The organism is Pseudoalteromonas sp. NGC95 (assembly GCF_015864705.1).
GTDB classification, from domain to species: domain Bacteria; phylum Pseudomonadota; class Gammaproteobacteria; order Enterobacterales; family Alteromonadaceae; genus Pseudoalteromonas; species Pseudoalteromonas arctica.
The window spans coordinates 1-21,013 of the sequence record NZ_JADYWR010000037.1; the positions used below are offsets into that span (position 1 = coordinate 1).

Consider the following 21,013-nt stretch of genomic DNA (forward strand, 5'->3'; position numbering starts at 1 on the left):
TCATCCGCATCAATGACGAAGTAGAAATTGTTGGTATCAATGATACAACTCGTTCTACTTGTACTGGTGTTGAAATGTTCCGTAAGCTTCTAGACGAAGGTCGTGCTGGCGAAAACATCGGTGCACTTCTACGTGGTACTAAGCGTGAAGACGTTGAACGTGGTCAAGTACTAGCTAAGCCTGGTTCAATCAACCCACATACTACATTCACTTCAGAAGTATACGTACTTTCGAAAGATGAAGGTGGTCGTCATACTCCATTCTTCAAAGGTTACCGTCCACAGTTTTACTTCCGTACAACTGACGTAACGGGTGACGTACAGTTACCAGATGGCGTAGAAATGGTANTTACTTCCGTACAACTGACGTAACGGGTGACGTACAGTTACCAGATGGCGTAGAAATGGTAATGCCTGGTGATAACATCAAGATGACAGTAACTCTAATCGCACCAATCGCGATGGATGAAGGTCTTCGTTTTGCTATCCGTGAAGGTGGTCGTACTGTAGGTGCTGGTGTTGTAGCAACTATCGTAGCGTAATAATTAACTTTAAAGTTAATTGTTAGAAAAAGGTCACTTAGGTGGCCTTTTTTAATGCCTGAAGAAAAGTGTCATATGAAGGTGCCGCTCTTACCTTAGGCGTAGGTGCTTTGTAGCAACGTTCAAAGCGTAATAATTAACGTTAAAGTTAATTGTTAGAAAAAGGTCACTCAGGTGGCCTTTTTTAATGCCTGGAGAAAAGTGATTTGCTCCTAGATATAGCTTTATTGCCGTAGCTTGGGTTGAGTTTTACGAAACCCGAGGAAAAAGGTTGCTGAAAATAACTGAGCTCTTAGATATAAAAAAGCACGGCTAGGCCGTGCTTATATTGAGTTAGCTCTTGGGCTTTTAGCCAATTACTAATATATGATAAAAGCTTTAATGCTTTTTCGCATACTCTTCAGCTTGTTTTAAAACTCTTAATAAATTACCGCTAAGAATCTTTTTAATATCTTTGTCGCTGTAATCTCTGTCCATTAAACCTTGAACAAGATTAGGATAGCTAGATACATCTTTTAAACCGATAGGTAACGAGTCACCAACTCCATCATAATCAGAGCCAATACCTACATAATCAATACCAATTAGCTCAACTACGTGATCAATATGATCAAGTACTTGCTCAAGGCTTGCAAATGGGTATGGGTTTTTAGCACGGTATGCAGCATCAAAATCTTTGCTTAATTTAGTGCCGTCTTTTTTAACGGACTCTTTTGTGTTTTTTAACTGCTTGCCCCAACTGCCTGCTTTAGCGGTAACAAAGCTTGAGCCAAAGTTAATTTGAATAACGCCGCCATTTTCTTTAAGTGCCAATAGCATATCGTCATTCATATTACGCTCAAAGCCAGGCGTGTATTTACGAAGTGATGAATGTGAGGCAATTACGGGTGTTTTAGATAGATCCATAACCTGATAAAACGCATCATCAGAAATATGCGATACATCGATTAGCATACCAATATTATTCATTTCAGTGACAAGCTCTTTACCAAATGGGCTTAAGCCTTTCCATTTACGGCGTATATCGTAAGACGAATCCGAAATATGGTTGCTTTGCGAGTGCGCTAGCGTGATGTAGCGAATGCCACGCTCGTAAAAATGCTGAAGATTCTTCATATCCCCTTCGATTGGAGAGCCATTTTCCATACCCATTGCGATAGAGAGCTTACCTTGTTTAAATTGCTCCTCTATATCACTGCTTGAGCTAGCAATAGCAAACTTATCGGGCGCGCGCTGGGCTATGGCTTCCATACTATCAATCATTTGATTGGCTAGCTGATAGCTTTTACCTTTACCTTCAAACTCCAAATGCGCAGGAATATAAATCGACATAAACGGTGCGTTTAAACCGCCTTTTACAGCGCGAGGGTAGTCAAAGTCGCCATCAGTTGTCGCTTTAGTTACATCAACCCAGTTTTTATGAATTCGGTAAGGTACGTCGATATGGGTATCAATTAAAATAGTGTCTTTAGCGAGCTTAATTGCCTTTTCAGATGCTGTTATTGTTTGTTCTGCTTGGGCTTGGCTAGTTAATGCTAGTGATATGGCTACCACTAGAGTGCTGAGTTTTATCATGTTTTGGCTCTTTGGGTAAAAAGCCATTGTGTACGTTCAACTCAAAAGTTACAAGTACTACGCCTTAATCAAACGACTGTGCTTGATGCTCTTCACTTTGCAGCGCTTTAAATTCGCCCTTCGAAATAATAGTTACTGACTCATGTAATTCTGAGAAAAATACCATGGCTTCGCCATTTTTAAGCTGTAGCTTAACTTGGTTAACTTTAGATTCAATGCTTGCTTCTACTTCACCGTAATCGGTGCCTTCACGCAAAACATAGCTTTCAATTAAATTGTAGAGTGTGTCTTTATCGAGTTGTTGGAGTGGAATGATCATAGTGGCTCTTTTTTAACTACCTGATTGAAGTACTCAGGCACGATTTGCTCTAACCAGTAAACCGGTTTTAATGGGTTATTACCCGTAATAAAACCAACATGGCCGCCTTTTTCTGAGATACGCAGCGTAACATGCTCACTCACATCTTGCCTATTAGGTACTGCTTTAATCGATAGCATAGGGTCATCTTTGGCGTGAATAATTAAAGTCGGTGTGGTGATGTGTTTTAAATAGGCCTTGGCACTGGCTTGTTGGTAATAATCTTCAGCGCCGTTAAAACCATGCAACGGTGCGGTGAGTTGCTCATCAAACAGCCATAAATCATCAATGGCCAGTAATTGCTCTGGCGTTAAATTAATTTGTTGCTTGATTTGCGGCAGTTTACGGTGCATGGACTTCTTCATCCGATCGAGCAAATACTTCTGATAAATTTTTGCTAAGCTTTTACGTATTACTTGGCATGATGCTGACAAATCATAAGGTGCAGACACAACCGCAGCGCCATCAAGTAAACATTGCTCGCCTTGCTCTCCTAGATATTTAGCGAGCACATTACCACCGAGTGAAAAACCAACCGCCAGTAAAGCCCGGTTTGGAAATTGCAGCTTGAGTTGTTTGATAAAAAAATCTAGATCGCCAGTTTCACCACTGTGATAAGCACGGGGTAAGCGGTTAACTTCAGTTGAACAATTACGAAAGTGCATTAATACAACGTTAAAGCCCTGCTTTTTTAATGCTTTCATCATACCCTTGGCATAAAAGCTATTAATATTGCCTTCAAGGCCATGTAATACAATAGCCAGCGGGGCATCGTCATTTTTTGGTAGTGACCAGGCAAGCTCTAAAAAATCACCGTCAGGGGTATCAAGCAGCTCTAATTGATAACGCGTATTATGAAAAGGACGAAAGAAACGCGGCATAATTGTTTGTACGTGACGGTTACTCATCCACCACGCAGGCTTGAAATTTGTAAGCATTATTTATAACTACCCAGCTAATTGAAGTATTAGTGTAACAAATTTTTGGCAATAAAAAGCCCCTAATCAAACAAGTTGATAAGGGGCTTTGCGCGTCGTGCTTAATTCTAATTGGGTGTTTGGTCGTCATGCACTTTCTTGATAAAAAAGTACACAAAGAAAAGGCATAAACTGATCACGACTCCCAGAAAACCAAATGATAAAAATAGTACTGGGTCACTAAAAAAGTCTCTGAAGAATACGTCCATAAATGCCTCCTAATGTCTATGGGTTCATCATAGTGCGAGTTGGCAGAGGCTGATATGATCCAGATCAAGCTACTTTGTTGATTATAAAAAGCGTGATTGAGAAGTTGATTTGGATCAACAAAGTTAAGTGAAGTTAGTGATGGGAAATATAATAAGGGTAAAGTTGTTAAAATATATTAGTCCACTGTTTATTTGGTGTCAGGCTTCCATATTTTGGGTAAGTTTTCTTTATGTTCAATAGTTGACTTTAGCTTCTTTATTTTTTATGTTAAAAAATTGATATCAATATAAACATTAATAATGAATCGAAAGGGACTTTATGTTGCGTAACATTTATAAAATAATTCTTCCTGCTTTGCTTTGCTTTGGTTCCACTGAATAGTGATGCTGCTTCCGAGTATTCTGTATTAACTTGTGATTCTTGTAGCTCTTCATCTCAGTTCGAGTCTTTAGCTTTATACAGTGGTGAGGGGGATTATATAATTGTCAACTTAAAAACATCTAAAGCTGAACGCTACGTGGTTAGGGATGAAGTATATGAGCTTTTGGCGACAAGAAGAGCATTGCCTAATGGTACATTAGAAGATATTTCAACTTATAATGCTCTAAAAAATGCTTTTGATGAAACTGAAAGCTTTATAAGTGGAGTGGAAAATTTTAGCTCTGTTTCGTCTGGAAATCTTAATGCTTTAAGTACAAATGTGATCGCCAATTCTGTCAGTGCTAATGGTTGTGGGACTGGTTGGAATACTTACCTAGTTCCAGATTATCCATTTGAAAACTCTTGTAATCAACATGACCTATGCTACTCAGGAGGCTCAAGTAAATATGCTTGCGATATACAATTTATTCAGAACATGTATAGGGACATAGATAACTTAGCAGATAAAATTGAAATTAAGACACTTTTTGGTTCTGTCATAATTCGAGCCCTTTTGCAAGAAAGAGCTGAATTATACTATCTAGGAGTTGTTAAGTTTGGAGATACTGCTTATTGTAGTTCAACTCAAAACACTACAAGCGATATATGTGGTCATGACGCAAGCCCTCCTGAAGGCGTTTTGCTTCGTATTGCTGAAGAAGGAAACTATGACCCTATTTTGCATGGTGAATCAGGAAGTTTGCATTCTAGTTGCGAGTTATGGCAGTTCCCCAACGGAGCTGGAGGATATTACTACTTGGAGCTGAATTGTACATGGAGCTACACTCCATAAATTCGTACTTGAATAAATAGGTAAAATAATAACCTGAATATAGGGAGTTAAATCATGAATGATGGTGTTTTAGGAATTATTGTATTAATTCTTATAGGATTGACAACCTCAATTGCTACTAATTTTTTTATCAAGAAAAAAGTAGGAGCGTTACTTCTTCCTGTATTATTAGGTTGTGTTACCTTTCAGTTTCTAGGGTATATATATTTAGGTTATGTTGATCCATTTTTTATTGTATCTACCATAGTAAGTGGAATCGTTTTATTAATTATTTCTTTTATTGTAAATATATCATTTAAATATTTCCGTGAAAACGTATGAATTATTTAATTTAAAATTTATTCGCAGCTAAAACTGGCTCCTACAAGATTTGGTTACCCGTAGGAAATGGCTTTTTAGCCATGAATTATCTCGTTATAAAAATTAACGCGCTAAAGCACGACCTACATGAGAGCTTTTACAAATATAACGATGTGTTATTTGGCGTGCTGCAAGGTGTTAGGGCAAAGCTATTAATTGTGGTTATTAACATCTGTTGTTGTTGTTTTTCTAGCTTAAGCTCGGCACTGAGCAGTTCTTTACGAATTGCAGCATAATCTGCAATTTCGGTTTGATTGGTTTTTAAATAGCCGCGGGTGGCGCGTAGGGGCTTTAATAGCTGTTGGTCAAACTCACTAATTGATTGTTCAAGCTTGTTTAGCTGGGCTTGGCTAATTACTAGATTGAGAGAATCTAGGTAATAAAGCAGCAAGCACAGGTTAACGTTTTTACCTTGCTGGTTTTGATAATCCAACAGGCGTGCTTGCATGCCACCTTCGCTATAAAGCTGACATGCAAATTGCCAAAAATCGTTGCTGTTAAGCAAGTTCATCGGCAAAGGCCTGTTCTTTTTCTTCCATCTCTTCAAGGGCCATGAGTAGCTCTTCTTCGATGTCGTTTACTTTGGGTGTTAATGTCGCTTGTTTTGCTATTAGCTCTTTTAACGTTGCTTTGTTGTCATCGTTATAAAGCTCGTTATCGCCAAGTGCAACTTCCACTTCGCTAAGTTCTGCTGAGTGTTTATCAAGTTGTTTTTCAAGCTTTTCAATTTGCTTCTTAAGTGGTTGAACAGCTTTTCTAAACTCGGCTTCGAGGCGCTTTTGCTCTTTACGGTTAACACCTGGGTTTGCTTTAGGCTCGTCGTTTTGCTGCGCTTTAACCGCTTCTTTATTGGCATTCAGTAACCACTGATAATACGCATCTAAGTCGTAACCAAACTGGGTTACTTTGCCGCCATCTACTAAGTAAAACTCGTCGGCGGTGTTTTTAAGCATATGGCGATCATGCGATACGGTAACCATAGCGCCTTCAAAGCCTTGTAGTGCCATAACAAGTGCATGGCGCATTTCTAAATCAAGGTGGTTAGTTGGCTCATCGAGTAGTAATAAGTTTGGTTTTTGATATACCAACATAGCAAGTACTAAACGTGCTTTTTCGCCGCCTGAAAATGGGGCTACAGGCTCAAGGGCTTTATCGCCAATAAAGGCAAAACCACCTAAAAAGTCACGTAGTGATTGCTCAGTAGCTTTTGGGTCGAGGCGTTGTAAATGCATTATTGCACTGGCTTTTAAATCAAGGGATTCAAGCTGATGCTGCGCAAAGTAACCAATATTTAAACCGTGATGCTGAATAACTTCGCCAGCTTGTGGCTCTAAATCACCAGAAAGGAGTTTAATTAACGTTGATTTACCCGCACCATTTCTACCAAGTAAAGCAATTCGGCTACCTGGTACAAGGTTTAGCTCTATATTATTTAAAATAGTGACGTCACCATAACCCGCTTTGGCTTTATCTATTGTCATTAGTGGATTTGGTAATGCTTTTGGCTCTGCAAACTCAAAGTTAAACGGCGAGTCGGCATGTGCCGGCGCTAGTTTTTCCATGCGTTCAAGCGCTTTTACACGGCTTTGTGCTTGTTTAGCTTTACTGGCTTTTGCTTTAAAGCGCGTTATAAATTGCTCTAAGTGTGCAATTTGATCTTGCTGCTTATCAAACATTGCTTGTTGTTGTAGTAAACGCTCTGCTTTTTGGCGTTCAAACTGCGAGTAGTTACCTTTGTACACGTTGATAAGTTGTTTATCTACGTGCCAAATTTGGTCAACCACCGCATCTAAAAACTCACGGTCATGCGATATAAGTACAAGGGTGCCGGTATAAGCACGTAAAAAGCGTTCAAGCCAATAAACGGCATCTAAATCAAGGTGGTTTGTTGGCTCATCGAGTAATAGTAAATCGGCGTCGCGTATTAATGCTTGGGCAAGGTTTAAACGCATACGCCAACCACCCGAAAACGAGCTGACAGGGTTTTCTATCAGGTTATTGGCAAAGCCTAAGCCGTGTAATAGCTCACCGGCGGTTGATTCAATGCTGTAGCCTTTAATGTTTTCAAGCTGAATATGTACTTTGGCTTGTGTGTCGCCATCGTTGTTTTTTTCGGCCTCACGCAGTGCTATGCGCATTGCGTAGTATTCTGGGTGGCCTTGAAGTACATAATCAATCGCGCTTATTTCAAGTGCAGGTGTCTCTTGCTTAACAGAGGCAATAGACCAATCTTTTGGAATGCTGCAGTTACCGGCATCTAGTTGTAGTTCTGATTTTAGTAAACCAAATAACGTTGATTTTCCACAGCCATTAGCGCCAACAAGGCCTACTTTATGTTCTGGGAATAACGTAGCAGATGCATTTTTTAATAAGGCTTTACCGCCACGAAGTAGTTCTATTTCTGAGATTTGGATCATGAATGCGTTACTTTGCTGTGCCCTTGTTAAGTTGGCGCTATCATAACATAGAACTTAATGCTCTTATCAAGCGTATCAACAAGTGAAGTTATACGATAAAATAGCAGTAGTTCAAACCACAGGAAAAATGTTGTGAGACAAAAGAAGCGTTTTATTGCTGGTGCATCGTGCCCTGACTGCAAAGCCATGGATACTATGATGCTATACAGAGAACATGATGTTGAAAAAGTAGAGTGTGTTGAGTGTGGTCATAAAATGGCGCAACCCGATAACGCTGTTCAGGCGTCTACTCGCCAATTTGAACAAGTAATTGGTGTATTTAAACCGGGCGACTAACCCGGTTTTTTATTGCCTAATTTTTACCGGTTTTAGTAATGCGGTGGAGGCGGCTCAGGTGCTTCAGACATCATAGACGATGATGACTGCGACTCTTTAATTTTTTCTGCTAGCAGCTCAGTTTGGCGTTTCATTTTTGCTAACAGTTGCTGGTGCACTTTTATTTCATCATTTAAGACTTCAATTGTTTCGTCTTGAAAAGCCACTTTGGCTTCAAGTTCCATTAAGCGATGTTCAATTGTGTTCATTATTCTCTCGTATAATAAATCGCTCTGCGATACCGCTGGAGCTTTCGGTTAACAACGACTTACCGTTATCTGTAAATGTCACATCTAGCACCACCGCCGATTTAGGCTTACTGCCTTCGCGCGGGGTAACCTGCCAAGTTTGAATTTTTTCACCGCTTGGTATTTGCCATAAATCTACGCGCTTATTTGGCGAGCCGGTTGCAAGCAAAGTGCCTTGTTCGTTAAAACGCACAGCAGTAAAAATTTTCTGACGCGCAATATACTTCAGTTTACTCACAAGATCACCTGTAGTCAGCTTCCATACATTTGCTTGTGCCATACTGTCGGCCGTAAACGCATAGCGACCTTGTGGATCGAGCGTTACTTTGGTAACACGCGTTGGGTGATTAAAACGATGAATTACTTGCCCTGTACGTGTATCCCAAAAGTAAGCAACATAATCGTTAGAGCCACTCAAAGCAAAGCGTCCGTTAGGTGATAGGTCAACAGTGTTAACTTTATCTTGATGACCTAAAAACTCAATACGACGTCCGGTTTCTAGGTTTACAAATACGACAACGCCGTCGCTACGGCCGTATAAAACACTACGGCCTTGATTGCTAATGGCAATATCGCGAATGCTGGCTTTTTGTATTTTGTAATAACCTCTATTTTTGCCTGTGGCTATATCCCACACAGCAAACGTGGTTTTTTCGGCGGTAACAGCCACGCTGTTATCAAAAGCAATAGCAACGGCGTATACCAAACTGTCTTGATCTTGCTGCTGAAACCATTGGTATTTTAGTACCTGCTGTTGATTATCCCACAGGGCGACCCCATGGTTGATAGAGGAGATCAAACTGTATTTACCATCGTTTGAAACTGTTGATGAAAACGCACCTTGTGCAGCATGTTCGTAACTTGCTACAGCGTGTTGTTTTTTATCGGTACAGGCGATGGCTAAAAAACAGCTAAATACGATTAAAAAAGTACGAAATATCGACATATTACAGGTATTTCCCCTTAACTCTTAGTGACTGAGAGGTTAGACTAGGACGCGTTAAATGCCTAGGTTGTTTGTCTAATCACTGGATATGTTTTTAGTTTAGCTAACAATGTGGAATTTAGTCATTAAACAAGCAGCCTATCATGTGGGCCGTTAATCTTTAACTAGTAATAATACATTAAAATGACAACTGCAAAGTGTGTCGGAGATTTAAAATGAAAAAGACGATTAGATTGTCATTGATTGCAGCGTCAGTTTTAGCGCTTACAGCTTGTAATCAAGAAGCAAAAAAAGAACAAGCTGAAGTTAAATTAGACACTGTAGAACAGCAACAAGCATACGGTATTGGTGCATCTGTAGGTAACTTTTTAAATAAAGACCTAGCAGACAAAACAGAAATTGGTATTGAGCTAGACCAAGCACTTCTAATCCGTGGTTTTGAAGATGCACTTGCTGGTAATGCAAAAATTGACGAAGAAAAAATTCGCGAAGTATTAACTGAACTAGATACATCAGTACGTACTAAGCAAGAAGAAAAAGCAAAAGTAGAGTCTGAAAAAAGCAAAGAAGCGGGTGTTAAATACCTAGCTGACAACGCTAAAAAAGAAGGCGTTACAGTAACTGAGTCTGGCCTACAGTATGAAGTACTTAGCGAAGGCGATGGCGAAAAGCCAGTAGCAACTGATGTAGTTAAAGTACACTACAAAGGTACTTTATTAGACGGTACTGAGTTTGACAGCTCATATGCACGTAACGAACCTACAACTTTCCCCCTTAACCGCGTAATTGCTGGTTGGACTGAAGGTTTACAACTTATGTCAGTGGGTTCTAAGTACAAGTTCACTATTCCTTCAGAACTTGCTTACGGCGACCGTGACTTAGGTAAGATTCCAGCTAATTCAACACTTGTATTTGAAGTTGAATTACTTGAAATTCAAAATGAAGAAGCACCAGCACAATAATAAGTTTATTGTGTAAATGCAAAAAGGGACCTTAGGTCCCTTTTTTAATATGCGTAAATAACATATTAGTTTGCGTGATTAGAAAACAAGTTATCAATAAGCTCATCTTCAAGTGCAAAGCGTGCTTCTAATGCCTCACCAATAACAGACAAGTCATCATCAAAATCCTTTAACAAGTCTTCTTTGTCTACTTCAGCGTACTTATCATTAAAATCTAACGCTATGTCGGTTGTACTGGAAATACGCGGGTAAATAGAGTTTGCAAGCTCTTGGCTCTGTAAGCCCTTTTTTTCACATGCTTTTGCTATATCGTCATACACTTCAAAATGGCCCGCAGATAGGTAATCCATTAAAAGTTGGCAAAATGATTCAATTAGTTTTGGCTCTGGCAATGCTTGATCTTGTTTTTCGTACGGCGTAAAACCTGCAATTTTGCAATAAAGTACAATAAGGTCTTGGCGTTCGTTTAGCCATTTATCAATTACTGTGTGGCTACCACCCCATTTTTGTTGAGCTTTTTCTACACGCGTCAGCATAACTGTTCTCCTAGCTGGGTTGGTCTTTCAATTAGAATATAATAAGTTTATGTACATCAAGATATATTTAATTTGCGCGTATATCAACAAGTAAAGTTGAGCTACTTTGAGGGGTGTACCTTTTTATATAATCTAAGGCGAGGGATTTTATTTTAGGCAAGAAAAAACCACCAGTTACGGTGGTCTAATTTCTTTCAGTGACTTGTTATAACAAGCTTTCTTATTTTTATGAGATGATTTTTATTGTTATTATTTTAAAACATTTATTTTTATTGTTTTAAGATTTTTATTATTGTTTTTGTTAACGCGGGACAAACAATAACAAGGTTTTTGTAATGTTGCAAACATATTAATAAAAAGTTTTAAATGTTATTCTTTTTTGCTTGTTTTATAGTCAAAATGGATTAAAGCACGCCATTATATTGATCTGCCTCTAGGTAAAGCTGTTTTCGTCCCTAAGCAATAGAGGGTCGGAGAATATGGTGGTACAATCTTGCACAATTTATACAAGTCTTAGGATCATTTACGCCATGAGCGAATTAAAAAACGACCGTTATTTACGTGCACTTGCAAAACAACCTGTTGATGTAACTCCGGTATGGATGATGCGCCAAGCAGGACGCTATTTACCAGAGTATCGCGCTACACGTGCACAAGCGGGCGATTTTATGAGCCTGTGCCGTAATGCTGAGCTTGCATGTGAAGTAACACTGCAGCCATTACGTCGCTACCCGTTAGATGCCGCTATATTATTTAGTGATATTTTAACGATTCCAGATGCGATGGGTTTAGGTCTTTACTTTGAAACTGGCGAAGGCCCTAAGTTTGAACGTCCTATTTCATCACTTGCTGATGTTAAAAAAATTCCAAAGTTAGATCCTACAGACGAGCTTGGCTACGTAATGAACGCAGTAAGCACTATTCGTCGTGAGCTTAAGGGTGAAGTGCCGCTTATTGGTTTTTCTGGTTCACCTTGGACGCTAGCAACTTATATGGTTGAAGGCGGTAGCAGCAAAGTATTTGGTAAAATAAAAAAAATGGCGTTTGCAGAGCCGCAAACACTTCATTTATTACTCGATAAGTTAGCTGACTCAGTTATTGATTATTTAAATGCTCAAATTAAAGCTGGCGCGCAATCGCTAATGGTATTTGACTCATGGGGTGGTGTATTAAGCCCGCGCGATTACAACGAATTTTCACTGCAATATATGCATAAAATTGTAGATGGCTTAATTCGTGAATACGATGGTCGTAAAGTACCGGTTACTTTGTTCACTAAAAATGGTGGTCAATGGATTGAAGCTATTGCAGCAACGGGTTGTGATGCAATCGGTCTTGATTGGACTATTAATATTAGCGACGCTAAGCGCCGTGTGGGTGATAAAGTAGCTCTACAAGGTAATATGGACCCATCTATGTTACACGGTACACCAGAGCGTATTCGCCAAGAAGTAGGCACTATTTTAGAAGACTTCGGTACAGGCAATGGCCACGTGTTTAATTTAGGCCACGGTATTACACCAGATGTAGACCCTGAAAATGCTGGTGTATTCATTAATGCAGTACATGAGCTAAGTGCTAAGTACCATAAGTAATAGCTACTTAAATAAGCTTTAAAACTGTTTAAAAGTAAAAAACCCGCTAAGTTGCGGGTTTTTTGTTACCTATTTATAAAGGCTTTTAAAACTTCTTAGTTAAGCAGTTATTTAAATAAGCGATTTAAACCATTTAATGCCGCAACACGGTAGGCTTCAGCCATGGTTGGGTAGTTAAATGTGGTATTTACAAAGTAGTCGATATTATTGCCACCATTTTTTTGTTCCATAATAGCTTGGCCAATGTGAACAATTTCAGAGGCACGCTCGCCAAAACAATGTACGCCAAGTACTTCTTTGGTTTCAGTGTGGAATAATATTTTTAAACTACCTACTTCAGTACCCGCAATTTGCGCACGTGCCAAATGCTTAAACTGAGCACGGCCAACTTCATATGGTACTTTAGCGGCTGTAAGTTCTTGCTCTGTTTTACCGACTGAGCTCATTTCTGGGATGGTATAAATACCGGCCGGAATATCAACAATCAGTCTGTCGTCACAGTTACCACACGCAATTGCATCAGCAGCTATACGACCTTGGTCAAACGCAGCACTAGCAAGGCTTGGATAGCCAATTACATCACCTACGGCGTAAACGTTGTCAATTTCTGTTTGGTATGTTTCGTTAACTTTTAATTGGCCACGGCTATCGGCTTTTAAACCAATGGCTTCAAGGTTTAATGTATCTGTATTACCAGTACGGCCATTAGCAAATAAAATACAGTCAGCTTTTACGCGTTTGCCTGATTTTAAATGCATAATAACGCAGTCGTCACGGGTCTCTATTCGGTCAAACTCTTCGTTATGACGAATAACAATACCGCTGTTCCAAAAGTGATAGCTAAGCGCGTCAGATATTTCAGCATCCATAAAAGCAAGTAGTCGGTCGCGTGTATTAACTAAATCAACTTTAGCGCCTAAACCTTTAAATATAGAAGCGTATTCACAACCAATTACACCAGCGCCGTATATAAGTACGCGGTGAGGGTCGTGTTTAAGACCTAAAATAGTGTCGCTTTCGTAAATACGAGAATGCGTAAAATCTACCTCTGGTGGGCGATAAGGGCGCGAACCCGTTGCTATAACAATCGTTTTAGCAGTCAGTCGCTCAGTTGAACCATCATTTCTTTTTACTTCAATCGTGTGCTTATCTACAAAGCTCGCATCACCTTGAAACATATGAATGCGGTTACGATCGTAAAAGCTACTACGTAAATTAGATTGCTTAGAAATAACAGAACTTGCGTGACGTAAAATATCAGGAAATGTTAAGCGGCTAGGGCGCTCACCAACATTAAATAACGGATTTGCTTTGTATTCAATATAGCGGCTAACAGAGTGGCGAAGCGCTTTTGAAGGAATTGTTCCCCAATGTACACAACCGCCACCAACTGATTCTTGGCGTTCAATAACCGCTACTTTTTTGTCGTTTTTTGAAAGGTTCATGGCGGTACCTTCACCGCCAGGACCCGTGCCAATAATTATTGCATCATATTGGTATGTCACGGGTACTTTTTTTTGTTCTGGTTGTTTGGCCACAGCCACTCCTAAATTAATTAAAAGAGGCTTTTAATAACCTCGCATTAAGTGCTAGCCATGCCTGTTTTTGATTTTCCCAGGCGGCTTCCAACTCATGGTATTGTGCCATTAATGCTGAGCGTTCACACTGCTTTGCCATGTTATTTTTTTTAACTTCTAACACTTGTTTTTGTAGTGAACAATAATTTTGCAGTTTTTTCAGCAGTAAATCGTACTCTTGTTGTAATAATGTAATCTTATCTTGTGCTAAAGGCAATTTTGCAAGACGCGTTTGCGTTTTGCTCATTAGCGTTTCGGCCTTTGCTTTTTCGATACGTTCAACAGGTGTACGCTTTAGTTTATTGGCTAAACCAACAGCGGCTAAAGAGCGAATCATCCATTTTGTTGGATCGTAATGAAACCATTTAATACCGTTACGGTAGTCGCTTGCAAAAATATGGTGGAAGTTGTGATACCCCTCACCGTATGTAAATAACGCTAAAAAACCGTTATCGCGTGCCGTATTTTTTTCGGTGTATGGGCGAGAGCCCCAAATATGTGCAACCGAATTTATAAAAAAGGTAAAGTGTTGGCTTAGTACTAAGCGTAGTAAACCTGCAAGAATTAACATACCCCACACATCACCAACTAATAAACCAAGTGCAAGAGGCAAACCTACGTTCATAGCAAGTGCTAGTTTTAAGTAGTGCTTATGTTGCCACATAACGACTTTATTTCGTTGTAAATCACGACAATTACTATAGTCGTTGTAGCTATCGCCTTGGTAGTCACGTAACATCCAGCCGATATGGCTATACCAAAAACCATTGGTAGCCGCGTAAGGGTCTTTTATTGGGTCGTCAACTTGACCGTGATGTATACGGTGATCGCTACTCCAATGCAAAGCACTGTTTTGTAGTGCAAAAGCACCGCCAAGCGCAAAAATAAATTCAACAGCAGGGTGTGCGTTATAGGTTTTATGTGCCCATAATCGATGGTAGCCGGCAGTAATTGATAAGCCTGCATAAAACATGCAGCCAACAAAAGCAATCCAATGCGCGCTGGTAAATCCGTAGCTAATGGCGTACCAAGGTACAAGTGTGGCAGCCGCCAAAAAGGTTAGGCTAAAAAATAGGACGTTTGTCCAAATAATCGGTGGTTTATTCATAATTCTCAATCTCAGCGTACAACTGTAAGCTAAAATAGTATTTCAAACTCTCGTCGTCAAGTATTAGACTGTACAATTGAGCTAATATCACTAAATATTCATATAAAATAATTCAGGGAGCTGTTGATGTCGGGTGTTAGAGCGCAACAGAAACAAAAAACACGACAGGCGTTAATTCAAGCGGCATTTAATCAGCTGAGTGCTGATCATAGTTTTTCGAATTTAAGTTTACGCGAAGTGGCACGAGAAGCTGGTATTGCCCCAACTTCTTTTTATCGTCATTTTAAAGACATGGATGAGCTAGGTTTAACCATGGTAGACGAAGCAGGCTTAACTCTTCGCCAACTAATGCGTCAAGCACGCAGACGAATAGCAAACGATGGCGGCAGTGTTATAAATACCTCAGTGGTTACTTTTATGGAGTTTATTGATAACTCAAGTAACCAATTTAGGTTGTTGCTGCGAGAACGCTCTGGGACTTCTAAAGCATTTAGAGCCGCTGTAGCCCGCGAGGTAAAACATTTTATTTTAGAGCTGGCTCATTATTTAGAAAGTGAAACTAAATGTAATGCTATGCATGCCTATATTCAGGCGGAATCTATGGTAACGCTCGTATTTAATGCGGGTGCAGAAGCGCTCGATATAGAAGGATTGCAACGCGACGAATTGATTGAGCGCGTTATTTGGCAGCTGCGTTATATTACTCGTGGAGCCGGGCATTACGTAAGAGAAACGAGTAAAGAAGCATAGCTTAAAAAAATTGTAAAAAGTTAATATAAGCACGGTATATTGCAGTGCTTATTAATTTAAGCGTCACTAGTCACGAACTTGTTATTTTAATTCTTTATAGACGCCTTGTTTGAATTAAAAAACCCAATTGAATCGTTTTTAAATCTGTTTTGTGGAATTTTTATGCTTGCTTCCGTCGCTTTGTAATGTTAAAAATAGGCTTCACTGAACACACACACAAGAAAACAAGATGCATATTATTCGTTTAATTACACTAAAACTTAACCTCTTACTGCTATGGCAAGTAAGCGGGGATTAGTGTGTTTGCATCGAGTTGAACACTAAAAACCCCGCAATTGCGGGGTTTTTTTTATCTCGCGGCTGGGATTAATTGAAATTTGGGTAACATAGGAATGAGGGGCAGTTATGCAAGAGCAAGATAAAGTATGGATTTTTGATACCACCTTACGTGATGGCGAACAGGCGCTTAAAGCAAGCCTTACTGAAGATGATAAAATTCAATTAGCACATACAATTAGCCGCTTGAATGTGGATGTGATGGAAGTGGGTTTTCCGGTTTCGAGCCCTGCTGATTTTCGCTCGGTGCAACGTATTGCAACCGAAGTAAAAGGCCCGATTATTTGTGGTTTGGCACGCTCTGTTGCTAAAGACATTGAAGCCTGTGGGGAAGCACTTCGCACAGCACAACAAAGCCGTATTCATACTTTTATTGCTACAAGCCCTTTGCACCTTGAACATAAATTACGTATGAGCTTAGACGATGCAACGGCAATGGCGGTTAAATCAATTAAATTGGCACGTAACTATACTGATGATGTTGAGTTTTCGTGTGAAGATGCCGGTCGTACGCCGCATTGGGATTTATGTAAAATTGTTGAGCAGGCAATTAATGCCGGAGCTTCAACTATTAACTTGCCAGATACCGTTGGTTTTGTAACGCCAGACGAATACGCCGCGATGATCCGTCATTTAATGAATAACGTGCCAAATATTGATAAAGCGCGTTTAAGTGTTCATTGCCACAACGATTTAGGTTTAGCCGTAGCAAACTCGGTGGCTGCAGTGCAAGCCGGCGCGCGTCAAATTGAGTGTACTATCAATGGCATTGGTGAGCGTGCTGGTAACTGCTCGCTTGAAGAAGTGGCGATGATCATGAAAATGCGCCACGACCACTTAAAAGTATACACAGATATTAAAAGTGAAGAAATTTACCGCGCATCTCGCCAAGTGGCTAAAATTTGTAATATGCCAGTACAGCCAAATAAAGCGATTGTTGGCGAAAACGCCTTTGCACACAGCTCTGGCATTCACCAAGACGGTGTATTAAAAGCGCAAAATACTTATGAGATTATGTCGCCAGAAAGCGTGGGTGTGCCAAGCAACCAATTAAATATGACTTCGCGTTCGGGTCGCCATGTTATTGAGCATCGCTTAGAAGAGTTAGGCTATCAAAAATCTGATTACGATATGGATGGCTTATATAAAAGCTTTATCGAATTGGCTGACCAAAAAGGCACCGTATACGATTACGACCTTGAGGCCATGATTTACTTTAATCAAATTAACGACAAAGACGAAAAATACCAATTAGAATTTGTTAACTCAGCCTCTAACTCACAATCGGTAGCAAGCTCTACTATTGGAATGCGCATTGATGGCGAAGCTAAACAAGAAGCCGCGACAGGTAATGGCCCAGTTGAAGCTTCGTTTGCAGCTATTGAGCGCTTAACCGGTATGAGCGTTGAAATGATTGAATATAACTTAGAAGCGACAGGCCAAGGTGCAAGCTCATTAGGCCAAGTAAATATTATAGCTAAATACGATGGCCGACCTTATCACGGAGCGGGCATTGCAGCGGATGTGGTTGAAGCGTCGGTACGCGCCATGATCCGTGTTTATAACTTAATTTATCGTGCACAAAAAGTGTCTGATTTAAAACAACAAAGGAAAGCAGGATGAGTAAAACAAACTACAGCGTTGCGGTATTAGCTGGCGACGGTATTGGTCCAGAAGTAATGGCAGCAGCAGAGCAAGTACTTGATGCTGTGAGCAATAAGTTTGGTTTTACCCTAAACCGCGAGCATTATGCAATTGGCGGCGCAGCCATTGACGAATTTGGTAAAGCATTACCAGAGAGTACACTTACTGCGTGTGAAAACTCAGACGCTATTTTATTTGGTTCGGTAGGCGGTCCTAAATGGGAAAACTTACCACCAAACGAGCAGCCTGAGCGCGCATCGTTATTGCCGCTTCGTAAGCACTTTGGTTTGTTTTGTAATTTACGCCCTGCACAGTTATTACCTGCATTAAGTGCAGCGTCGCCACTTCGCGCTGATATCAGCGAAAAAGGGTTTGATATTTTATGTGTGCGCGAACTAACTGGCGGCATTTACTTTGGTGAAAAAGGCCGCAGTGGTGAAGGCGCAGAAGAGTTTGCATTTGATACGCAAACATACTCACGAAAAGAAATTGAACGTATTGCACGCTTTGCTTTTGAAGCTGCAAAACTACGTAGTAACCATGTTACCTCTGTTGATAAAGCCAATGTATTAGCATCAAGCGTATTATGGCGCGAAGTAGTAACCGAAGTAAGCAAAGACTACCCAGAAGTAAGCTTAGATTACATTTACGTAGATAACGCCGCTATGCAGTTAGTTAAGCAGCCTAGCCAATTTGATGTATTACTTTGCGATAACTTATTTGGCGATATTTTGTCAGATGAGTGCGCCATGATCACCGGCTCAATGGGTTTATTACCATCGGCAAGCTTGAATCAATCGGGTTTTGGATTGTACGAGCCAGCAGGCGGTTCAGCACCAGATATTGCAGGTAAAGGCGTTGCAAACCCAATAGCACAAATTTTAAGTGCCGCATTAATGCTACGTTACTCGCTAGGGCAAGACGAAGCTGCACGCACCATTGAAAAAGCAGTAGCAGAAGCCGTAGAAGCAGGCGTTGGCACACCAGATATATATCCAAATGCAGGTTACAGCACAAGCGATGTGGCAGCAGCCATCGTTTCACGCATTTAATAACATATTAAAGTTGCAGCACCGTTATGCTGCAACTCAAACAGATTAGGGAATTAGCAAGTGGCCCAAACGTTATACGAAAAAATTTGGCAATCACATACCGTTGCCAGCATAAACGAGCAAACCGACTTACTTTATATTGACCGCCATTTAGTGCATGAAGTTACTTCTCCGCAGGCTTTTGCAGGTCTACGTGAAAAAAACCGTACGGTACGTTGCCCAGAAAAAACTTTTGCAACGATGGATCACAACGTATCGACTAAGAGCCGATCACTTGATGCGGCAAGCGAAGTATCTAAAAACCAATTAATGGCGCTTGATAAAAACTGTAAAGAGTTTGGTATTGTGCTTTACGATTTAAACTCAATTAATCAAGGTATTGTGCACGTAATGGGCCCAGAGCAAGGTATTACTTTGCCTGGCACAACCATTGTATGTGGCGATAGCCATACCTCTACGCATGGTGCGTTTGGCGCATTAGCGCATGGTATTGGTACGTCTGAGGTTGAGCACGTATTAGCAACGCAAACGCTACAGCAAAAAAAGGCGAAATCGTTAAAAATTCAAATTAACGGTGTATTGCGTCCAACGGTTACGGCTAAAGATTTAATTATGGCGGTAATTGGCAAGTTAGGTACCGCTGGTGGCACAGGTTATGTAGCAGAGTTTTGTGGTGAAGGCATTGAAGCGCTTTCAATGGAAGCCCGTATGACGCTATGTAATATGAGCATAGAAATGGGTGCAAAAGCGGGTTTAATTGCATCTGACCAAATTACTTATGATTACTTAAAAGGTCGTCCGTTTGCACCTAAAGGCGCAGATTTTGATGCAGCCGTTGAATACTGGGAAACATTAAAAACAGATGAAGGCGCACACTTTGATTTAGTTGTTGAGCTAAATGCCGACGACATTCAGCCGCAAATTACCTGGGGCACAAGCCCAGAGCAAGTAATTGGTGTTGATGAGTGCATACCCGATCCAGATCAAGAACCAGATTTAATTAAAGCGGACGCTATTCGCAGCGCACTTAAATACATGGATTTAAAAGCGGGCGATAAATTATCAAGCGCGAAAGTAGACACGGTATTTATTGGCTCATGTACAAATAGCCGCATTGAAGACTTGCGCGCTGCTGCAAAAATTGTTGAAGGCAAACATGTGGTAGCCGGCATTGAAGCGTTAATTGTACCGGGCTCTGGCTTAGTTAAAAAACAAGCCGAAGACGAAGGCTTAGCCGATATTTTTAAAGCCGCTGGCTTTGAATGGCGCGAACCAGGTTGTTCTATGTGTTTAGCGATGAACGATGACCGCCTAGGAGCAGGCAAGCGTTGTGCATCTACTTCTAACCGTAACTTTGAGGGCCGCCAAGGTCGTGGCGGGCGTACCCATTTAGTTAGCCCTGCAATGGCGGCAGCCGCTGCAATACATGGTCACTTTGTTGATATTAGAGGAGAAGCCTAATGAGCGTATTTTTTAGTGGCTTAATGGCCCCACTTGATAAAAACAATGTAGATACTGACCAAATTATCCCTAAGCAGTTTTTAACATCAACTAGCCGCGAAGGCTTTGATGCGGCATTGTTTTATGATTGGCGTTACCTAGATAACGACGAGCCAAACCCTGACTTTATTTTAAACCGCCCGTGTTACCAAGGCGCGCAAATATTATTAACGCGCGACAACTTTGGTTGTGGCTCATCTCGTGAGCACGCGCCATGGGCGCTGAAGCAATATGGCTTTGAAGTTATTTTAGCTGAAAGCTTTGCAGATATTTTCTTTAATAACTGTGGTAACAACCAAATGTTAGCCATTGCATTACCTGCCGATACGCTTGAGCAATTGTTTGTACTTAGCGAGCAGCACGACGATATTAACATTGAAATCGACCTTGAAAATCAAACACTAACAAGCAGTAAGTTTGCACCAATTAGTTTTGATATTAGTAAAGAGGTAAAAGATCGTTTGTTAAGTGGTTTAGACTTTATTGGTGTAACCGAAACGCTAAACCCACAAATTGATGCGTTTGAAAAACAACTAGCGACTGAGCGTTCTTGGCAGTAATTGCTTAACCGTGTGTATTAAAAATCACGTATTAAAAAGCACGGCAATTGCCGTAATGCCGTTCACTTAAGGTGAGCGGCTTTTTTATTTCTAGCGTACCGCTGTGGTCTTGGGTTGACTGAACGAGGAAAACTTCGCTCCCTTCGTGGCTCTAGAATGAGGCTTTCTGCCAT

20 protein-coding genes and 1 pseudogene are annotated in these 21,013 nt (G+C 40.5%); 11 read left to right on the forward strand and 10 right to left on the reverse strand.

What is annotated here, in order from left to right; genetic code table 11:
* Nucleotides 1-541: pseudogene (locus I6E70_RS20745) on the forward strand (EF-Tu/IF-2/RF-3 family GTPase); the annotation flags it as partial.
* A gap of 378 nt (nt 542-919) precedes the next feature.
* Here I6E70_RS20745 and I6E70_RS19695 read toward each other — a convergent pair.
* The 3 genes from I6E70_RS19695 to I6E70_RS19705 form a co-directional block, all read right to left on the reverse strand.
* The gene (locus I6E70_RS19695) at nt 920-2,116 is read right to left on the reverse strand and encodes a dipeptidase (RefSeq protein WP_197189419.1); all 1,197 of its coding nucleotides are present in this window, start codon (nt 2,114-2,116) and stop codon (nt 920-922) included.
* A 64-nt stretch (nt 2,117-2,180) separates the two neighbouring features.
* Nucleotides 2,181-2,435: a YheU family protein gene (locus I6E70_RS19700; RefSeq protein ID WP_121954601.1), complete on the reverse strand. Its 255-nt coding sequence runs from the start codon at nt 2,433-2,435 to the stop codon at nt 2,181-2,183.
* Entirely contained in the window at nt 2,432-3,412 is a 981-nt protein-coding gene (locus tag I6E70_RS19705; RefSeq protein WP_197189420.1) for a hydrolase, read from the reverse strand. The genes I6E70_RS19700 and I6E70_RS19705 overlap by 4 nt, the downstream gene beginning before the upstream one ends.
* 613 nt (nt 3,413-4,025) lie before the next feature.
* Between I6E70_RS19705 and I6E70_RS19710 the strand changes: the two genes are divergently transcribed.
* Together I6E70_RS19710 and I6E70_RS19715 are read left to right on the forward strand one after the other, a co-directional pair.
* On the forward strand, nt 4,026-4,874 hold the full coding sequence (locus I6E70_RS19710; protein WP_197189421.1) for a hypothetical protein: 849 nt from the start codon (nt 4,026-4,028) through the stop codon (nt 4,872-4,874).
* Between the two features lie 54 nt (nt 4,875-4,928).
* Entirely contained in the window at nt 4,929-5,195 is a 267-nt protein-coding gene (locus I6E70_RS19715) for a hypothetical protein (RefSeq protein WP_121954604.1), read from the forward strand.
* 136 nt (nt 5,196-5,331) lie between these two features.
* Here I6E70_RS19715 and I6E70_RS19720 read toward each other — a convergent pair whose 3' ends face one another.
* On the reverse strand, nt 5,332-5,745 hold the full coding sequence (locus I6E70_RS19720; protein ID WP_121954605.1) for a TIGR02444 family protein: 414 nt from the start codon (nt 5,743-5,745) through the stop codon (nt 5,332-5,334).
* Nucleotides 5,732-7,651, reverse strand: a complete 1,920-nt coding sequence (locus tag I6E70_RS19725) for an ATP-binding cassette domain-containing protein (RefSeq protein WP_197189422.1) — start codon at nt 7,649-7,651, stop codon at nt 5,732-5,734. Before I6E70_RS19725 ends, I6E70_RS19720 begins: the two co-directional genes overlap by 14 nt.
* 132 nt (nt 7,652-7,783) lie before the next feature.
* Here I6E70_RS19725 and I6E70_RS19730 point away from each other — a divergent pair, with 132 nt between their 5' ends.
* The gene (locus I6E70_RS19730) at nt 7,784-7,987 is read left to right on the forward strand and encodes a YheV family putative zinc ribbon protein (RefSeq protein WP_007378899.1); all 204 of its coding nucleotides are present in this window, start codon (nt 7,784-7,786) and stop codon (nt 7,985-7,987) included.
* A 32-nt stretch (nt 7,988-8,019) separates the two neighbouring features.
* Here the strand turns inward: I6E70_RS19730 and I6E70_RS19735 are convergent, their stop codons facing one another.
* Nucleotides 8,020-8,235, reverse strand: coding sequence for a SlyX family protein (locus I6E70_RS19735; protein WP_007378900.1), 216 nt, complete (start codon nt 8,233-8,235; stop codon nt 8,020-8,022).
* Nucleotides 8,222-9,220, reverse strand: a complete 999-nt coding sequence (locus tag I6E70_RS19740; RefSeq protein ID WP_197189423.1) for a WD40 repeat domain-containing protein — start codon at nt 9,218-9,220, stop codon at nt 8,222-8,224. Before I6E70_RS19740 ends, I6E70_RS19735 begins: the two co-directional genes overlap by 14 nt.
* A gap of 215 nt (nt 9,221-9,435) precedes the next feature.
* On the opposite strand from I6E70_RS19740, the gene fkpA reads away from it, so the two are divergent.
* Entirely contained in the window at nt 9,436-10,182 is a 747-nt protein-coding gene (gene fkpA, locus I6E70_RS19745; protein ID WP_007582243.1) for an FKBP-type peptidyl-prolyl cis-trans isomerase, read from the forward strand.
* Nucleotides 10,183-10,247: 65 nt separating this feature from the next.
* On the opposite strand, the gene rsd is transcribed toward fkpA, so the two are convergent.
* Nucleotides 10,248-10,718, reverse strand: a complete 471-nt coding sequence (rsd, locus tag I6E70_RS19750; protein ID WP_197189424.1) for a sigma D regulator — start codon at nt 10,716-10,718, stop codon at nt 10,248-10,250.
* Nucleotides 10,719-11,248: 530 nt separating this feature from the next.
* Between rsd and hemE the strand changes: the two genes are divergently transcribed.
* On the forward strand, nt 11,249-12,313 hold the full coding sequence (gene hemE / locus I6E70_RS19755) for a uroporphyrinogen decarboxylase (RefSeq protein WP_002961084.1): 1,065 nt from the start codon (nt 11,249-11,251) through the stop codon (nt 12,311-12,313).
* Between the two features lie 107 nt (nt 12,314-12,420).
* Here the strand turns inward: hemE and sthA are convergent, their stop codons facing one another.
* On the reverse strand, nt 12,421-13,851 hold the full coding sequence (gene sthA / locus I6E70_RS19760) for a Si-specific NAD(P)(+) transhydrogenase (RefSeq protein ID WP_033040546.1): 1,431 nt from the start codon (nt 13,849-13,851) through the stop codon (nt 12,421-12,423).
* A 13-nt stretch (nt 13,852-13,864) separates the two neighbouring features.
* A complete protein-coding gene (locus tag I6E70_RS19765) occupies nt 13,865-14,998 on the reverse strand; it encodes an acyl-CoA desaturase (protein WP_007582235.1) in 1,134 nt (377 codons plus the stop codon).
* Between the two features lie 126 nt (nt 14,999-15,124).
* Between I6E70_RS19765 and fabR the strand changes: the two genes are divergently transcribed.
* The 5 genes from fabR to leuD all read left to right on the forward strand — a co-directional run bounded on the left by fabR (nt 15,125) and on the right by leuD (nt 20,840).
* Nucleotides 15,125-15,748, forward strand: coding sequence for an HTH-type transcriptional repressor FabR (fabR, locus tag I6E70_RS19770; protein ID WP_002961087.1), 624 nt, complete (start codon nt 15,125-15,127; stop codon nt 15,746-15,748).
* A gap of 405 nt (nt 15,749-16,153) precedes the next feature.
* The gene (gene leuA, locus I6E70_RS19775) at nt 16,154-17,707 is read left to right on the forward strand and encodes a 2-isopropylmalate synthase (protein ID WP_008171909.1); all 1,554 of its coding nucleotides are present in this window, start codon (nt 16,154-16,156) and stop codon (nt 17,705-17,707) included.
* Complete coding sequence (gene leuB, locus I6E70_RS19780; protein ID WP_007582207.1) at nt 17,704-18,780, forward strand: 3-isopropylmalate dehydrogenase; 1,077 nt, start codon at nt 17,704-17,706, stop codon at nt 18,778-18,780. The genes leuA and leuB overlap by 4 nt, the downstream gene beginning before the upstream one ends.
* 60 nt (nt 18,781-18,840) lie before the next feature.
* Entirely contained in the window at nt 18,841-20,241 is a 1,401-nt protein-coding gene (leuC, locus tag I6E70_RS19785; protein WP_121954607.1) for a 3-isopropylmalate dehydratase large subunit, read from the forward strand.
* Complete coding sequence (leuD, locus tag I6E70_RS19790; protein ID WP_121954608.1) at nt 20,241-20,840, forward strand: 3-isopropylmalate dehydratase small subunit; 600 nt, start codon at nt 20,241-20,243, stop codon at nt 20,838-20,840. Before leuC ends, leuD begins: the two co-directional genes overlap by 1 nt.
* Nucleotides 20,841-21,013: the final 173 nt, after the last annotated feature.

Excerpts from the sequence above, each read along its gene's own strand:
- I6E70_RS19695 (WP_197189419.1), bottom strand. The coding sequence starts at position 2,116 with ATGATAAAACTCAGCACTCTAGTGGTAGCCATATCACTAGCATTAACT.
- I6E70_RS19700 (WP_121954601.1), bottom strand. The coding sequence starts at position 2,435 with ATGATCATTCCACTCCAACAACTCGATAAAGACACACTCTACAATTTA.
- I6E70_RS19705 (WP_197189420.1), bottom strand. The coding sequence starts at position 3,412 with ATGCTTACAAATTTCAAGCCTGCGTGGTGGATGAGTAACCGTCACGTA.
- I6E70_RS19715 (WP_121954604.1), top strand. The coding sequence starts at position 4,929 with ATGAATGATGGTGTTTTAGGAATTATTGTATTAATTCTTATAGGATTG.
- I6E70_RS19720 (WP_121954605.1), bottom strand. The coding sequence starts at position 5,745 with ATGAACTTGCTTAACAGCAACGATTTTTGGCAATTTGCATGTCAGCTT.
- I6E70_RS19725 (WP_197189422.1), bottom strand. The coding sequence starts at position 7,651 with ATGATCCAAATCTCAGAAATAGAACTACTTCGTGGCGGTAAAGCCTTA.
- I6E70_RS19735 (WP_007378900.1), bottom strand. The coding sequence starts at position 8,235 with ATGAACACAATTGAACATCGCTTAATGGAACTTGAAGCCAAAGTGGCT.
- I6E70_RS19740 (WP_197189423.1), bottom strand. The coding sequence starts at position 9,220 with ATGTCGATATTTCGTACTTTTTTAATCGTATTTAGCTGTTTTTTAGCC.
- fkpA (WP_007582243.1), top strand. The coding sequence starts at position 9,436 with ATGAAAAAGACGATTAGATTGTCATTGATTGCAGCGTCAGTTTTAGCG.
- rsd (WP_197189424.1), bottom strand. The coding sequence starts at position 10,718 with ATGCTGACGCGTGTAGAAAAAGCTCAACAAAAATGGGGTGGTAGCCAC.
- hemE (WP_002961084.1), top strand. The coding sequence starts at position 11,249 with ATGAGCGAATTAAAAAACGACCGTTATTTACGTGCACTTGCAAAACAA.
- I6E70_RS19765 (WP_007582235.1), bottom strand. The coding sequence starts at position 14,998 with ATGAATAAACCACCGATTATTTGGACAAACGTCCTATTTTTTAGCCTA.
- fabR (WP_002961087.1), top strand. The coding sequence starts at position 15,125 with ATGTCGGGTGTTAGAGCGCAACAGAAACAAAAAACACGACAGGCGTTA.
- leuA (WP_008171909.1), top strand. The coding sequence starts at position 16,154 with ATGCAAGAGCAAGATAAAGTATGGATTTTTGATACCACCTTACGTGAT.
- leuB (WP_007582207.1), top strand. The coding sequence starts at position 17,704 with ATGAGTAAAACAAACTACAGCGTTGCGGTATTAGCTGGCGACGGTATT.
- leuD (WP_121954608.1), top strand. The coding sequence starts at position 20,241 with ATGAGCGTATTTTTTAGTGGCTTAATGGCCCCACTTGATAAAAACAAT.